Consider the following 15,073-nt stretch of genomic DNA (forward strand, 5'->3'; position numbering starts at 1 on the left):
ATCTATTTATAACCAAACCATTGATCTATATTCTTGCTGCTTCAGACATAGGGGGAATAATCTGCTTCTTTCGCGACATAACACCTGGAAGATACAGAACTTGATCTTTACCCTCACTGCCAAATGCTTGCTTTAGTAAACCAACTGGCTGCCCGCTATACACCAAATGAGTACCTTCACTCAATATATCTGTGACCATTAATAAAACCATATCATAGTTTTCCTTCTGCCGCAGTACTTCCATACTTTGTTGCAGTTCTTTTTTTATGGATAGAACTTCCTCCGCATCCATAACAGATATTTGTCCAATCGTCATACGATAATCGCCAATTTGAAATTCCTTGATATCATTGGCAATAATATCAGCAGTTGACATACCTTTGATGCTAGCTCCTGCTTTTAATATGCTCATTCCAAATTCGTGAACATCTAATTGCGCAAGCGCAGCTAATTGCTTAGCAGTTCGCTGATCCTTCTCAGTACATGTTGGTGATTTAAATAGAACCGTATCAGATAAAATAGCCGCTAGTAATAAGCCTGCAAAATTGGACGGTATGGTTATATTACGATGCCAGAACATATTCGCAACAATCGTAGCTGTGCAGCCAACAGGCTCATGCCGAATAAAGATTGGTTCACTCGTTTGTAAGCCTCCTAAACGATGATGGTCAATGATTTCAATGATTTGTGCTTCCTCGATTCCTTCAACGGCCTGTCCGCTTTCATTATGATCTACAAGAATTACCTTAGTACGCTCCTGCACAATCAATTTGTCACGATGAATTGCTCCGACTAACTTTCCATTTTCTACAACTGGATACACCCGATAATTTGTATCAGCAACTATTTTCTTGATATCAGTAACTAAGTCTGTAGGTTTAAAGGAAATTACTTCTTTACGCATAACCATTTCTAAGGGAATACTTTGGTTGATTAAACGAGCGCAAGTATAGGTATCATGAGCCGATGCAATAACCATAATACCTAGTCCAGTTGCTTTTTGAATTACTTCCTCATCGACTTTAACATTTCCTGTAACCACCAGACAAGAGATACTACAATCTAAGCAGGTTAATTGTGCATTTTTACGATCCCCTACTAATACAATATCATTGGCACTAACAAATTTTTGTATTAAACTGTGACTTCCCGCTGCAATATGTACTCTACCTGCAACTTTGCGTTCTAAGTTATCTCCGCAAATTAATGTACCTTCTAACGCCTTTAGTACACCGGTAAAATCTACACCTGCTTGGCTTAAATCCTGCATTTGTAATTCATCAAAATATAAGTTCGCTAAATCACCTACGGTTACAACGCCCATCATAAAACGTTTTTCATCAACGACAGGCACTGATTTGACCTTTAACTGTCTCATAATACGCCCTAAATCACGCAATGTATCTTTAGGTCCCGCCGTTACAACTTCAGATTGCATAATATCTTTGACCCTTGGATATAAATCCGTAATCAATTCCGGTGGAGCAAAGCCTAGCGTTTCCAAAACATACTTTGTTTCGCTATTTATTTTTCCAACTCTGGCTGCTACAGCATTGACTCCTCTAACTTGCTGAAAATAAGCATAGCCAATTGCCGAGCATATGGAATCGGTGTCAGGATTGCGATGCCCTACAACATAAGTCGGTTTAGAAAGTTCTGTCATGATTAGTCCTCCAGTGCTATTTCTTATATTGCTACAATTTTTCCACCTTATATTTTACCCTATTTATTGATAATTGAATAGCAAGTTACTAAATAAAAAATAGAAGGGTTTGCCGAGTAGTCAAATCCTTCTATTTTTATTAAATAAATGATAGGCCAGCGGTGTAAGAAAAACAAATGCCACTAAAACAATTCCAAATAAAAAAGTGGTAGAAAATATATCCAAAAGTGAATAACCTAAAACATTGTAAGCAAAAGCTCCTGGAATCATCCCAAGAGTAGTTGCCAAGACATAGTCGCGAAAGCAAATTTTGGATAAACCAGCTAAGTAACTGACGGGATCATAAGGAAAAATAGGTACGATTCGCATAAATAGCATAGTACGAAAACCACTAGCTGCCATTTTATCTTCAAACATTTGTAAATGAGAAAATTTACTTAGGTATTTTTGCATTTTTTCACGCCCTAATAAGCGAGCTAGCAGAAAGCACAAACTTGCCCCCATCACTCCACCTACTACAACATAAAAAGTCCCCCACCAAGGACCAAAAGCCAAGCCACCAGCTAATGTTAGAATTATGGCAGGAAACAACAACAGTGGTCTGATACTATACATAAAAATATAGATGATAGGCCCCCACCAGCCAAAAGACACTATTAGATTACGGATCGATTCAGGAGTCAGCCGGCTGACTCCTACAACATGTGCAAATAATAAACCTAAAAAGACTAAAACTAATAAAAAACCAGCTTTCATGGCTGATTTCTTTTCACATAGCATCATCATTATTCCGTATAAACCTCAATTATAGTAAGAATAAAGTTCTAATATCGACTTACAGATTATAACTTTATTCTTACTATAATGTAAAGATAAAAATTTTTATAGCAAAACTCCCCTTACTATACATATTATATTAAGTCAGAAAATGAGAAAGAGATTTAAGCAGTTTGAGAACAAGGACCACACAATACATCCATCACATTGTAACCTTGCATCATCCAGCCAGCAACTTGGCTTTTCATCTCTTCCATCCGCTGCATGATACCCAGTGAAGTTTCAGGATCACCATACACTTTCCACATCCCCTGGCAGGTATGGTCTTCTTTTCCCATGCCCATAAACCCCATAACATCTTTTAAAGGTATTCCCAATAAAATTCCCATTTCATGAGGGCACATCAATTGAAAACGTCCTTTAAAATATAGCAGAAGATCTTCTAAACTCATGCTTGTATGATAACCGAATCCTTCTAAAAAGCGTCGATTTTCTTCATCATTAACATAGCTGTTTAATAAATCTACACGATAAAAAAGTATTTTCATGCTATGGGGCTCATCTTTAAGTACCAGCCACTTCACATTACCATTTGCTAATAATGCTTCACCATATTGAAGCCATATTGTCTTCATAAACATTTTGGAGGAATCTATTAGATTAAGCAATGTACTTGGTTTTTCACCGTAAATTGTCGGGGCTAATTCCACCGCTAACCACTTAAAGAAAAAATCAGCATCATTCTTACTACCTTGAACTTGCAAAAATTCTTTCCAACACATATCTATACCACCTTGTAAAAATAATAATGCTGATTAATTCATGACACCTGCAGAAACTAGCTTTTCTTCAACGGATCCCCAAGAACGTTTGGCAAATACTAGTGGTACATCTTGTGCTTTTGCAACCGCTTTTACCATTTTCGCAGTATTGTGATTCACATAATCAGTTAAAACTAATACAAACTGGGTTTTCTTAGGGATGCTGATTTTATTTTGATTTGATACTCGCCTTCCATCGATATGCGTCAATTTAGTGACTCCTAACGAATACAGATTTTTTTCAATAATCCCCAAGTAATCTGCTCCAATTACAACAATAGACATATTAAAATCCCCTCTCCATTTTTTTATTATTCGCTATTTGTTATTGATTATCATTCTCATTAATTATTTAAAAAATAAAGTTAGCCAAAAGCTATCTTCATCCATTTACTTATTTATCATCATCTTTCTTATCAGTACATCCACACTCATTACAATTCTCTGAACTACAACATGATCCTCCTTTTCCAGTCACTTTTTTCCACACTGTTAAGGCAAAATAACCTAAAGCCGCTGCACCAATAGTATATAGTATCAGATTTTCCATTTCAACCCCTCCCTTTTAGCATTGCTAAAACTAATATTGATAAGGTTTGGGTTTGCACTAATAGGGCTAGTGCAAACCAACAAACCAATACAAATTATTAACCTAACTACCAAAACCTAGTAATTTACCACCTTGGTATACGATAAATGTTACCACCCAAGCCAAAGCTGTCCCATAGAGCAAGCTGAATGCTGGCCATTTCCATGAATTAGTTTCTCTTTTCATTACTGCAAGAGCAGCTAAACACGGGGAATATATTAAAACAAACACCATTAGACTATAAGCAACTAGCGGGTTTAAATTAGGATCTTGTGCTAGTGCATGTTTTAATGATTTAGAATTTTCATCTGTCTCTCCTAGACTATAAATGGTTCCCATTGTACTCAAGACTACTTCTTTGGCTGTGACTCCAGCAACGAGGCTCACACCAACTCGCCAGTCAAAACCAAGAGGCCGTATGGCAGGTTCAACAAATTTACCCAATTGTCCGGAATAACTTCGTTCAAGCTTTTCTCCCGTTTTTTCATTTTCCAAATGGGTCTTTTCTTCTTCTAAACCACTAGTAAGTTCAACATACTTTGCTGCACTGGCATATAACTCTGGATTTTCTGTTTCAATTAATTGTAATTTTTCTGTTTTCGCAGCATCAAGTTCTGCATACTCTGCACTATCTTCTTCTAATTCTGCTGTAGCTTCGTCAAATTCTGTATTAACATCTTGAATTTCACTAACCAAAGCTGTAAGTTGCTCATTTTGCTCAACATCTTCAATATTTAGCGGTGCTAATACATCTTCCCTAACTTGCTGCGTATAAGTTTCTTCAGCTTGTACTGTTAAAGCATCATAATCTTTACTATACTCTACCTCACTAGGATAATTCGTCAAAAACCACATTAATATAGAAGCTGCTAAAATAATGGTCCCAGCTTTTTTCAAATATAAAGAACTACGTTCCCACATATGAAGAACTATACTTTTAATTGTAGGTATACGATATGGCGGTAATTCCATAACGAACGGTTCGCTTTCGCCTTTAAATAACGTTTTGCGATAAATACTCGCCATAATCATCAGCAATACGATTCCCAAAATATAAATTGAAAACAATACATTACCAGCTACACTTGGATCAAAAAAAGCCGCTATTAAAACGGTATACACCGGTAACTTTGCGCTACAGCTCATAAGAGGAGAAACTAATATGGTAATCATTCGATCTCTAGGGTTCTCCAGCATCCTAGAGCCCATAATTGCCGGTACACTACAACCAAATCCCAACAATAATGGAATAAAGGATTTACCATGCAAACCAAACTTACGCATCATTCTATCCATAATGAAAGCTGCTCTAGCCATATATCCCGTATCTTCTAATATGGATATTGCTAAAAACAGTAATATAATGCCAGGTACAAAGGTAAGAACTCCGCCTACACCCCCGATGATACCATCAACAACTAGGGATTTCAAAGGACCATCCGACATAACACTTCCGATAAGTTCGCCCAGCTTGCCAAATGCATCTTCAATCCATCCAGAGGGAATATCACCAATGGTAAATACTAAATTAAATACAACCCACATTAAACCAAAAAATATTGGTAACCCAAATAATCGATTTGTTAAAACTTTATCAATTTTATCTGAAGTCGTTATTGCATGCGCATCTCTAACATCTGCAATCTGCTGATATACTTTTCCTACAAATTGATAACGCTGACCGGCAACAAATAATTCGACATCTTCACCTAATTTATGACTTAAATCAATCCTAATTTTATCACATTCATTAACAACAGAATCAGAACTTGATAATTTAATAAGCGATTTTTTTATATTCGCATCATTTTCTAACAATTTCAATGCTAACCAACGCACAGGAAATTTGATTTCATTATGTAATGTTATTAATAAAGGTTCTAATTTTTTAATTGCCTCTTCAACATCATTTCCATAGTCAAGCTTAAAACCATTGCTTTGTTTATTGCCGCTTGCTTCCGCAGCAGCCAGCAGCATTGCATCGGTTCCTTCATTGCGCACACCGATTGTACGCACAACAGGGGTACCATTCAGGCACTGAGAAAGTTTGGAGTCATTAATTTTCACACCTAAATCTTCAGCTACATCTACCATATTTAATGCCAATAATAAAGGATGCTCTAGTTCTAAAAGTTGTACGGTTAAATACAAATTTCTTTCCAGATTAGATGCATCTAAAATATCAATTACCACATCGGGTTTATCATTTACGATAAAATTTCGTGTTACAACCTCTTCTTGTGAATATGCGGTTAAACTATACGTTCCTGGTAAATCTATAATTGCAAATTCTTTATCACCTAAGTTTTTATAACCCTCTTTTTTCTCAACTGTAACACCAGGATAATTCCCTACATGTTGACGTCCTCCTGTTACATTATTGAAGATCGTCGTTTTACCTGAATTCGGATTACCAACTAACGCAGCCGTTATTTTTTTTCTTGTCATCCTCATGCCCCTTCCAATCCAACACTTCAAACACTAAACTATTAAGAATTAATTCTCATTATCACTTATAATATGTATATTAGCTCACGTGAATTTGATGAGCTAAATATTTTTCTAACATCACCCTAGCACTACCTACTTTTAGCAATAAGGTTCCATTTATAGAATTTAATATTTCTATAGGACATCCAGGGAAAAGCCCCATGTTTACCATGCGCATACGTATTTCACAAGAACAAGAAAAATCTTTAATTATACATTTTTGTCCTATTCGAGCAAATACCAATGGCATTCTAAACATCTCCCTTTGCTTAAGCCGTTTCCATCTCTATCATTTCCGCTTCTTTTTTTCGTAAAGAAAGATTAAAGCCTTTTACCTTGACTTCCATCGGATCTCCTAAAGGTGCATATTTCTGCACTTCAATTACAGCACCAGCAACAACACCCATATCAATAATACGTCTTTTAATCATACTATTGCCTGTTACTTTTTTAACGGTTCCTTTTTCTCCCGGTAATAACTCGCTTAGAACCTTGCTCATATTGTACTCTCCTTTCCAAGAAATGATACCAATTATCATTATCGTGCTTGCATATATATTACCTGAAATCAGGTGTAACTGTCAAGCATTCATATTGTTTTTGTACCATTAATTTCATGTGAATTGAAACTGTTTTTTGTTTAATATATAAGGTGCAGCTCAGCGATACTCGTTAGTAAGGGTTTATTTTAGCGCAGTAAAAAAAATAAAGAGAGAAGGTCAAAAACCTTCTCTCAAAAAGCAACCATCCTTACATTGGGTCTCACTTAAAAACAAATCGCAATATCAACCTTTCAGAACGAACTACTTCTTTTATTAAACTTACTACCAAAAGTAACTCTTAAAAATCTCATCGAACATTTTCAAAAATTTAAAAACAAAAAACACTCTACCTCAAACCGACTAATTGACTGCCAAGACTGGGAACCTGGATTCCAATACTCTTTGCATTACCTAAGTCACTTGTAAGGATGGTGCTTGACTAAATAATAACATAATCATTCTAAATTAGCAAGTTTTTTTGACAGGAAATTTTCACTGCAAAAGTTGAGAAACAAAAACTAATTGTATCCCTTGAGATTCAATTTCCGGGATCATTTCTTTCACAGCTATCGCAGTATTCATCCGAGCATGTCCGATAACAGTTACAGTACCATGCTGGCTTGCCATATCTAAAGCAGTTCGTAATTTCGCCTTAACAGCACTTACCTCATCTGTATTATCAAGGAATAGTTGATTTTCGCCCGTCTGAATTCCCATTTGCTTGGCAGTCTCAGCTGCTATTGATTGGCTATTAGTACGACTATCAACAAAAAATAAATGATTTGCCTTCAAGACAGCAAGTACATCTTTCATCACTCGTCGATCAGCGGTAGCTCTTGAACCTTGATGGTTATTAACCCCAATGATTCCAGGCACAGATTGAATTGCTTGTTTCACCATGCTTTGAATTTCTTCATCACTCATATTAACGGAAACTGTCAGCTCTTCCGACTGTGCACTTTGCGATAATGGCTCCATCGGCAAATGCAAAATAACTTGGTTACCTGAACTTAACCCTTTAGCTGCAGCCTCATTACTAAAAGGACGATATGGTATTACAGCAAATGTGATAGGACGATTCAACGCAGCAAATGCAGAAATAGATTCCTTATTATAGCCAAAGTCATCAATGATAATCGCCATTTTCCCTTTGATGCTTCCATCATATTTTGCATCTATTTTATTTGAAGCTTTTGGATTCAGTGGCTTCCCTTGAGTCAAATAAACTCTATCACTAATGATAGTAACATCTTCTTTTGCTAATTGATCTTTTAAACCAATGTCAATTCGAACCACAGCCACTCCTTGATAAGTATCCGGCTGGGAAGAAAAGATTTGTCCATCCGCATTATGTACTGCCAATTGAAAACTCTCTTTTATTGATTCAACCGATACTTCTGCCGGGACTGTTATCAATAATTGTCTTGTATGCCAGCGAATGCTTCCTTCAATATTTTTTCGCGGAACTTCTTTAGTGAGCTCTTTTATCTCTCCTGCAGAAAATCCCTTCTTCGCCAGTACAGAGTCAACAGCAATATGTATTTTTTTTGTGGCATCTGTAAAATCAACTACTGCACCAGCACCAGTCTTTTCAAGATTGTGTTTGGCAGGATCTTGTTGATTAGAACCATGGAAAAACGTTACATATAAAGACACCATTATTAAAGCAACAATGATTACCAGCCAAATGCTTCTTCTATCCTTGACTTTTGCCATATATAAATCTCCCTTCTCAATACATCCATTTCCATTATTAGTTACGATTACAACGATATCGATATACAGGCCTTCCTACAGCACCGTAGCTAATTTCCACATGCAATAACTCCACACTTTGAAAATACTTAAGATATTTACGAATTGAAACAGGTGACAACCCTACATGATTTGCCATCTCTTCAGCCGTAAATTCATCCTTTTGTTCGAGGATATGTTCCCACACTCGCTTAATGGTATTACGATCTAATCCTTTAGGCAGTTCGCCTTCAATTTGAGAATGTCTTGCAAATATCTGCTGATCTAAATGATTTTGCGATAAATTAGAGGCCTCCTGCATGAACTGTAAACGTTTTTTAAAATTAATTAATGCCGCCTGCATTCGGTCAAATTCAAAAGGTTTTATTAAATAATCAACTGCGCCATGCCTAAGAGCCATTTGGATACTTTGATTATCTCTTGCAGCAGAGACTACAATAACATCCACATTATATTCTTGCTGACGAACCGCAGATAATAACTCTAATCCATTCATGTTCGGCATAAAAATATCCAATAACACCAAGTCAATATTCTTTGCCTTAAGAGCTGCCAAGGCTTCCTCTCCATTTTTTACGATCCCATAAAATAAAAAGCCTTCTACCCGTTCAACATAACGCCGATTCAATTCCGCAACCATAGGATCATCTTCTACAATTAAGACCTTTATCATGCTGATTCCCCTTTACAACGTCTCACGTTATCATTTACACTTATCTTCTCATGAACTCAAATATCATAATCACATTTTTGAAAATACTTATTACATTTTTTACTTTACAAAAATATAATTTGACCTTATCCAAACAGAAAGACTTGTCCTATGCTTACCTCAATCCCTAAGCAAAAGTTCAAGTCTTATAACTTACAGTGTATTTATTATAATACACTCTATTCTATTTGTATACTTGCAATTTTCTGAATGCTTGCTATTGCCGAGTGATGATACGTACTACTCTTTCATAAACGAGATAATCCCACATCCATTTTACAAAGACAACTGCCCGATTGCGGAAATCAATAAGACGTAAAATATGCACTAACGACCATATAGACCAAGCAATGAATCCATGGGTTTTAAATGCCCCCATATGCACCACGGCTGCATTGCGACCAATCGTTGCCATATTGCCTACATCTTTGTACAAGAACTTCTTAAGCTCTTTGCCACGAATTAAGTTTCGTATATTTTTTGCTGTAATATCGGCTTGTTGTATCGCCACAGGTGCTATCATAGGCAAAGGCCGTTCTCCTTGTACATAATGAGCTGCATCACCAATCACAAACACTTCAGGACGATTTGGTAATTGCAAGAAATCATTTACAATAGCTCGTCTCATACTAGCCTGTTCAATGTCTAAGGTATCCAGCAAAGCATTCGCTTTTACTCCCGCTGCCCAAACAACAGTATAGGTTGGAATGACTTCGCCACCTTTTAGACTCATTTTTTCTCCATCATAATCGGTAACCTGAACACACATACGCACTTCTACATGTTTGCGGATTAGGGTTTCTACAGTGACCTCCCGCAGTTCTTCTGGCATAGTAGCTAACAATTTGTCAGAAGCTTCAACCAGCATAATGCGTACTTCTTTAAAATTCAAATGATGATATTCTCGAATCATTACATGATAAATAAGTTCAGATAAAGCACCAGCTGATTCTACCCCAGTAGGACCGCCACCTACAATCACAAAGGTCAGTAGCGCTCGGCGCTTATCCGCATCTTTTTCATGAGCAGCCAGTTCAAACATACGTAGTACATGATTACGAATTGTTACTGATTCATCTAAGTTTTTCATGCCAAAGCCATTGGCCTCCATGGATTTCATTCCAAAATAATTTGTCATTCCACCTACTGCCACAATAAGATAATCATAAGCAATGCTGCCGGTGTTCATAGTCACTACTTTATTATCAAAATCCACATCTGATACCTCCGCTAAGCGAAAGTCCACATTCTTTTGCTCTCTAAAGATGGCTCGGACAGGGTAGGCTATATCATCCACTGACAAACCAGCCGTTGCCACTTGATATAATAAGGGCTGAAATAAATGATAGTTATACTTATCAATCAGAGTAATTTTAACATCTTGTTTTGCTAATGCTCTTGCTGTGCGAATTCCTCCAAAACCAGCGCCAATAATTACAACATGCGGCTTCTTTACCACCGCTTCATTTGGCATATTTATACACCTCCACTAATTTAATTTGTATGCGATTATATATAAACATTAATTACTTTAAAACCAATAAGTGTATTGTAATGGAATGAAACAAATAATTGTACATTATAAATATTTAATAAACAATAACTAACTTAAATAAGTAGACTCATATCGATAAACTCGAATGATCTTTTCAAATTTATGGGGGTTCTTTCTCCTTCACTGCATAAGGAATAGTTACCATAAATATCGTACCTTCTCCTGGCCTACTTTCAAATTCAATAGTTCCTTTAAGGCGTTCTAAACTGCGTTGCACTAGATGGAGACCAAAGCCTCGGTTTCCATCCTTACTAGATATGCCTTTTTCAAACAAAGTATTGCTTACTTCTGGCAATATTCCTTCTCCCGTATCACTTACGTGAATTGATAATGTTTCTTTATCATAATACATATGCAGCTCGATCTCTTTATAAGGACTACTACTCACTGCATCAAAAGCATTTTCTATTAAATTACCAATAATCGTTACCATTTCATGAATCACTTCATTATTCCAAGGCTTAGGCACATAAGTTTCCTCAGCTAAATTCATAATTACATTTTTTTCCCTTGATAAACTTAACTTACTTAGAATAAACCCCGCTAGAAGAGGTTCTCTAATACGTTTGGTAACAAAACTAATTTCTTCTTCATGCTCAGAAGCAATTTTATTAATGTAACTTGCTAATTGCGAGTAACTTTTCAATTTGACTAGTCCTAATATAACATGCAGCTGATTCATAAATTCATGAGCCCTCGCTCTAAGAGCATCTACATAATCCTGAACACCCGTAAGCTGCTCTGCAAGATCTTTTACTTCTGTCTTGTCCCGAAATGTAGATATAGCTCCCACTACTTTTCCATTTACAATCATGGGGAGGCAGTTGGCAATAACAGGTGAACCATGGAACTCTTGCTCTTGATCTACTTGCGCTACACCAGAGTCAATAACATCTAGTAAATTCGTATTTTGTACATAGCTTGTAATGGATTTCCCTACCGGGCTATCATCTTTACCTGTCAAGCCTAATATGCGTATGGCTTCAGCATTTACCAATGTAATTATTCCTCGACTATCGACAGCAAGAATTCCCTCATATACCGATTGGAGCATAGCATTACGTTCCTCCAGTCGATTAGCAATCGCCTCTGGTTCAAGACCGAATAAAATATTTTTAACATTTTTTGACAGAAAGTAAGCACCGATAATGCCAATGATCATACCAATAACAATTGCTAAAAATAGTGCTTTTTGTGTCTCCTTTTCTAAAATTTTTATATTATCCATTAAGACACCAACCACTACTACTCCTATTTGCTCACCTTCAGGAGTAAACACAGGCACAAATGCCCTTAATGCATCTCCTAACGTTCCTTTAGCCACTGAAACATACTCTTTACCTGCTAATGCTTCCGCTTCATCTCCACCAACAAATTTTTGACCAATTTTTTCAAAATTAGGATGCGATTTACGAATTCCCTTCATATCCAAAATCACTATATATTCAACTTCAGCTGCAACGCCACTCTCATTAGCATATTTCTGCATAGCCTCTATATTCTTTTCTTCTACTAAACCTTCAACTACAAGAGGTGATTTTACAATAAGGTGAGCAACACTTGCAGCTTTCCTGGCTGTCGCCTTTTGTGCATCAAATTCAATATTCTGAGACACTAATATATTCGTAATTAACAATGCTATGGCTACAACCGCGAATGTTAGCAACATAATCTTAGTTTGCAATTTTAAGTTCCTATGTAAGAACAAAAACACACCGCCTTACTTTCTAAAAGATATCTCTATTATAAAAATCTAACGGGCAAAAAACAAGAAGAACAAACTCATTTTAAAATATCCAGAGAGAAAACCTTGTTTCTCACTGGATATTTTTTACTACTTATTTTACCTAACTAAGATCTGCTATCTTTTTCCTAAAGCAGCTATATAGATAATAAATTGTTCCTCGCCATCGAGTCCAACAACAGCATTTAGCTGCTCATCATCAAATGCCGCAACAGCACATACTCCACAGCCAACAACTTGTGCCGATAAATATAAGTTCTGACAAACATGTCCTGCATCCAAATGCAAGTAACGATATCCCCTTTCTCCATAGCGCCATTTCATACGACTTGCTTGCGCCCCCCAAAGAAAAGTTACTGCACTTTTAGCAATAAAATTCTGACCCAAACATGCTTTTGTTATTTCCGCGGAAACATGCTCTGCCAAATTTACTTCTATTAACTTATGCTCAATAGCTAAAAAACGATATAAACCTGGTTTAATGCCTTCTACGTTATGAATGAGTAGATATGTCTCAAAAGCATGCCGCGCACCTGCCGATGGAACTGTTCGCAAAGTAGCCTGATTCCCTAATATTTGCTTTACGCCCTGAGTACACCACAATAGATAAGATAGTTCCAATAAACTGATTGGTTCATCTTGGTAATCACGGATACTGGATCTAAGTTCGATTAGAGCCATAAAATCGATTGTAATCGGTGGTATTTCTTCTGGCATTGGTAAATCAATGATCTTATTTTTTTCATCATACGCGCTTTGCAATGATGGCTGAGCTACCATCCTTTCAGAGTCTTTCTGCTCCATATTCTTATAGCGAGTTTGCACCATAAATTCATTTCCGATGGGCTTTATCATGATCACACCTCTAACTTTTATATGAATGGATTATTCTAAGTATACTATCTCTATTCTTCACCACCCCTTAAAAAAAATCCTTCCAGCTGCTATTTTGTAAAATAAAAAACTGCCAATCATTGGGACTGACAGTTTTATTCCATTACAAACTAACCTCTATTTTCTTCTTTTTTGCAGTTCTTCCAATAGTTCACTGATATTTATATTATGATACACTAAAAGCACTAAACAATGGTACCAGAGGTCTGCCATTTCATATAATACTTCTTCCTTACTATTATTTTTTGAAGCAATAATGGTTTCAGCTGCCTCTTCTCCTACTTTCTTTAGTATTTTATCCTGGCCTTTATCAAAGAGATAAGTGGTATAAGAACCAGCTTGTGGATTTCGCTTACGGTCATTCACTACATGGTACAAATCGTGTAAAATAGTGGACACGGATTGTCCGTAAACAGGCGGTATCGTTACCGCTGTTTCGCCTTCCACTTTCTGCGGAACAATTGTACGCCTGAAACAAGATAATGTTCCTTCATGACATGCAACCCCGACTTGCTCTACTTTGATCAACAGAGTATCCCCGTCACAATCATAATACATCTCTTGCACCTTTTGCACATGTCCAGAGGTTTCTCCCTTTTGCCATAAACTTTGGCGACTCCTACTAAAAAACCAAGTAACTCCTGTTTCTACAGTTTTTAATAATGACTCTCTATTCATATAGGCTAGCATAAGAACAATTCCGGTCTGTTCCTGTTGGATAATCGCCGGAACTAAACCATTATTATCAAATTTAATTTGATCTATAGTATTCATAACCGTACCTCCACACCTTTTGATTTCAGATATTGTTTTACCTGTCCAACAGTAAATTGCCCAAAGTGAAAAACAGAAGCTGCTAATACGGCGTCAGCCTTACCTGCCGTAAGTACATCATAAAAATGTACCATATCTCCTGCCCCCCCTGATGCAATAACAGGTACGCCAACTGCTTCCGAAACAGCTCTTGTCAATTTAATATCATAACCATCTTTCGTTCCATCCTTATCCATACTGGTTAAAAGAATTTCTCCTGCTCCCATCGCTGTTGCCTGCTTCACCCAATCTAATACGTCGAGTCCGGTGGGAGTACGTCCTCCATTTATATATACTTCCCATGCATCTTCGCCTCTTTGTCTGGCATCAACAGCCAGAACAATGCATTGGCAGCCAAAGCGCTTTGCCCCTTCGGCAATTAACTCTGGATTCTTGATAGCAGCTGTATTGAGAGATACCTTATCCGCACCAGCTTTTAGCATTTTACGAATGTCTTCAACTGTTCGAATTCCGCCTCCTACCGTAAATGGAATAAAGACCTGAGATGCAGTTTGCTCTACCATTTGCACCATTGTCTTTCTTTCCTCATAAGAAGCTGTAATATCTAAAAATATTAATTCATCTGCAAGTTCTTTATCATAGATAGACGCCAATTCCACTGGATCGCCAGCATCCCTGAGTCCTACAAAATTTGTACCTTTAACGACTCTCCCATCCTTCACATCCAGACAAGGAATTATCCTTTTTGTATACATGA

At 36.8% G+C, this 15,073-nt stretch carries 15 protein-coding genes; all 15 read right to left on the reverse strand.

Annotation, left to right across the window (positions count from 1 at the left end):
* Nucleotides 1–25: 25 nt before the first annotated feature.
* The 15 genes from BMZ99_RS11355 to hisF all read right to left on the reverse strand — a co-directional run bounded on the left by BMZ99_RS11355 (nucleotide 26) and on the right by hisF (nucleotide 15,071).
* The gene (locus BMZ99_RS11355; protein ID WP_090936905.1) at nucleotides 26–1,663 is read right to left on the reverse strand and encodes a putative manganese-dependent inorganic diphosphatase; all 1,638 of its coding nucleotides are present in this window, start codon (nucleotides 1,661–1,663) and stop codon (nucleotides 26–28) included.
* Nucleotides 1,664–1,783: 120 nt separating this feature from the next.
* A complete protein-coding gene (locus tag BMZ99_RS11360; RefSeq protein ID WP_245754931.1) occupies nucleotides 1,784–2,419 on the reverse strand; it encodes a TVP38/TMEM64 family protein in 636 nt (211 codons plus the stop codon).
* Nucleotides 2,420–2,604: 185 nt separating this feature from the next.
* Nucleotides 2,605–3,222, reverse strand: a complete 618-nt coding sequence (locus tag BMZ99_RS11365) for a DUF3793 family protein (protein ID WP_090936911.1) — start codon at nucleotides 3,220–3,222, stop codon at nucleotides 2,605–2,607.
* A 33-nt stretch (nucleotides 3,223–3,255) separates the two neighbouring features.
* Nucleotides 3,256–3,546, reverse strand: coding sequence for a DUF2325 domain-containing protein (locus BMZ99_RS11370; protein ID WP_007931788.1), 291 nt, complete (start codon nucleotides 3,544–3,546; stop codon nucleotides 3,256–3,258).
* A 109-nt stretch (nucleotides 3,547–3,655) separates the two neighbouring features.
* Nucleotides 3,656–3,811: a hypothetical protein gene (locus BMZ99_RS26315; protein WP_175490533.1), complete on the reverse strand. Its 156-nt coding sequence runs from the start codon at nucleotides 3,809–3,811 to the stop codon at nucleotides 3,656–3,658.
* 102 nt (nucleotides 3,812–3,913) lie between these two features.
* Nucleotides 3,914–6,298 carry a ferrous iron transport protein B gene (gene feoB, locus BMZ99_RS11375; protein ID WP_090936913.1) on the reverse strand — a complete coding sequence of 795 codons (2,385 nt, stop codon included), beginning with the start codon at nucleotides 6,296–6,298 and terminating at the stop codon, nucleotides 3,914–3,916.
* A 79-nt stretch (nucleotides 6,299–6,377) separates the two neighbouring features.
* Nucleotides 6,378–6,590, reverse strand: a complete 213-nt coding sequence (locus tag BMZ99_RS11380) for a FeoA family protein (protein ID WP_090936916.1) — start codon at nucleotides 6,588–6,590, stop codon at nucleotides 6,378–6,380.
* Between the two features lie 19 nt (nucleotides 6,591–6,609).
* Nucleotides 6,610–6,840 carry a FeoA family protein gene (locus BMZ99_RS11385; RefSeq protein ID WP_090936919.1) on the reverse strand — a complete coding sequence of 77 codons (231 nt, stop codon included), beginning with the start codon at nucleotides 6,838–6,840 and terminating at the stop codon, nucleotides 6,610–6,612.
* A gap of 534 nt (nucleotides 6,841–7,374) precedes the next feature.
* Nucleotides 7,375–8,598 (reverse strand): divergent polysaccharide deacetylase family protein, encoded by a 1,224-nt coding sequence (locus BMZ99_RS11390; RefSeq protein ID WP_090936922.1) that lies wholly within the window; start codon nucleotides 8,596–8,598, stop codon nucleotides 7,375–7,377.
* Nucleotides 8,599–8,635: 37 nt separating this feature from the next.
* Complete coding sequence (locus BMZ99_RS11395; RefSeq protein ID WP_090936927.1) at nucleotides 8,636–9,310, reverse strand: response regulator; 675 nt, start codon at nucleotides 9,308–9,310, stop codon at nucleotides 8,636–8,638.
* A gap of 256 nt (nucleotides 9,311–9,566) precedes the next feature.
* On the reverse strand, nucleotides 9,567–10,823 hold the full coding sequence (locus BMZ99_RS11400; protein ID WP_090936931.1) for an NAD(P)/FAD-dependent oxidoreductase: 1,257 nt from the start codon (nucleotides 10,821–10,823) through the stop codon (nucleotides 9,567–9,569).
* Between the two features lie 181 nt (nucleotides 10,824–11,004).
* Complete coding sequence (gene dcuS, locus BMZ99_RS11405) at nucleotides 11,005–12,618, reverse strand: DcuS/MalK family sensor histidine kinase (RefSeq protein WP_281246787.1); 1,614 nt, start codon at nucleotides 12,616–12,618, stop codon at nucleotides 11,005–11,007.
* 147 nt (nucleotides 12,619–12,765) lie between these two features.
* The gene (locus BMZ99_RS11410) at nucleotides 12,766–13,503 is read right to left on the reverse strand and encodes a SagB/ThcOx family dehydrogenase (RefSeq protein ID WP_090936937.1); all 738 of its coding nucleotides are present in this window, start codon (nucleotides 13,501–13,503) and stop codon (nucleotides 12,766–12,768) included.
* Between the two features lie 156 nt (nucleotides 13,504–13,659).
* The gene (gene hisIE / locus BMZ99_RS11415; RefSeq protein ID WP_090936939.1) at nucleotides 13,660–14,316 is read right to left on the reverse strand and encodes a bifunctional phosphoribosyl-AMP cyclohydrolase/phosphoribosyl-ATP diphosphatase HisIE; all 657 of its coding nucleotides are present in this window, start codon (nucleotides 14,314–14,316) and stop codon (nucleotides 13,660–13,662) included.
* Nucleotides 14,313–15,071, reverse strand: a complete 759-nt coding sequence (gene hisF, locus BMZ99_RS11420) for an imidazole glycerol phosphate synthase subunit HisF (RefSeq protein WP_090936941.1) — start codon at nucleotides 15,069–15,071, stop codon at nucleotides 14,313–14,315. Before hisF ends, hisIE begins: the two co-directional genes overlap by 4 nt.
* Nucleotides 15,072–15,073: the final 2 nt, after the last annotated feature.

This window comes from Pelosinus propionicus DSM 13327, assembly GCF_900114615.1.
Taxonomy (GTDB): Bacteria; Bacillota; Negativicutes; order DSM-13327; family DSM-13327; genus Pelosinus; species Pelosinus propionicus.

Bases quoted from the DNA above. Each gene is read 5' to 3' on its own strand.
- hisIE (WP_090936939.1), bottom strand. From the start codon at position 14,316: ATGAATACTATAGATCAAATTAAATTTGATAATAATGGTTTAGTTCCG.
- BMZ99_RS11380 (WP_090936916.1), bottom strand. From the start codon at position 6,590: ATGCCATTGGTATTTGCTCGAATAGGACAAAAATGTATAATTAAAGAT.
- hisF (WP_090936941.1), bottom strand. From the start codon at position 15,071: ATGTATACAAAAAGGATAATTCCTTGTCTGGATGTGAAGGATGGGAGA.
- feoB (WP_090936913.1), bottom strand. From the start codon at position 6,298: ATGACAAGAAAAAAAATAACGGCTGCGTTAGTTGGTAATCCGAATTCA.
- BMZ99_RS11395 (WP_090936927.1), bottom strand. From the start codon at position 9,310: ATGATAAAGGTCTTAATTGTAGAAGATGATCCTATGGTTGCGGAATTG.
- BMZ99_RS26315 (WP_175490533.1), bottom strand. From the start codon at position 3,811: ATGGAAAATCTGATACTATATACTATTGGTGCAGCGGCTTTAGGTTAT.
- BMZ99_RS11390 (WP_090936922.1), bottom strand. From the start codon at position 8,598: ATGGCAAAAGTCAAGGATAGAAGAAGCATTTGGCTGGTAATCATTGTT.
- BMZ99_RS11370 (WP_007931788.1), bottom strand. From the start codon at position 3,546: ATGTCTATTGTTGTAATTGGAGCAGATTACTTGGGGATTATTGAAAAA.
- BMZ99_RS11355 (WP_090936905.1), bottom strand. From the start codon at position 1,663: ATGACAGAACTTTCTAAACCGACTTATGTTGTAGGGCATCGCAATCCT.
- BMZ99_RS11360 (WP_245754931.1), bottom strand. From the start codon at position 2,419: ATGAAAGCTGGTTTTTTATTAGTTTTAGTCTTTTTAGGTTTATTATTT.
- BMZ99_RS11365 (WP_090936911.1), bottom strand. From the start codon at position 3,222: ATGTGTTGGAAAGAATTTTTGCAAGTTCAAGGTAGTAAGAATGATGCT.
- BMZ99_RS11410 (WP_090936937.1), bottom strand. From the start codon at position 13,503: ATGATAAAGCCCATCGGAAATGAATTTATGGTGCAAACTCGCTATAAG.
- BMZ99_RS11385 (WP_090936919.1), bottom strand. From the start codon at position 6,840: ATGAGCAAGGTTCTAAGCGAGTTATTACCGGGAGAAAAAGGAACCGTT.
- BMZ99_RS11400 (WP_090936931.1), bottom strand. From the start codon at position 10,823: ATGCCAAATGAAGCGGTGGTAAAGAAGCCGCATGTTGTAATTATTGGC.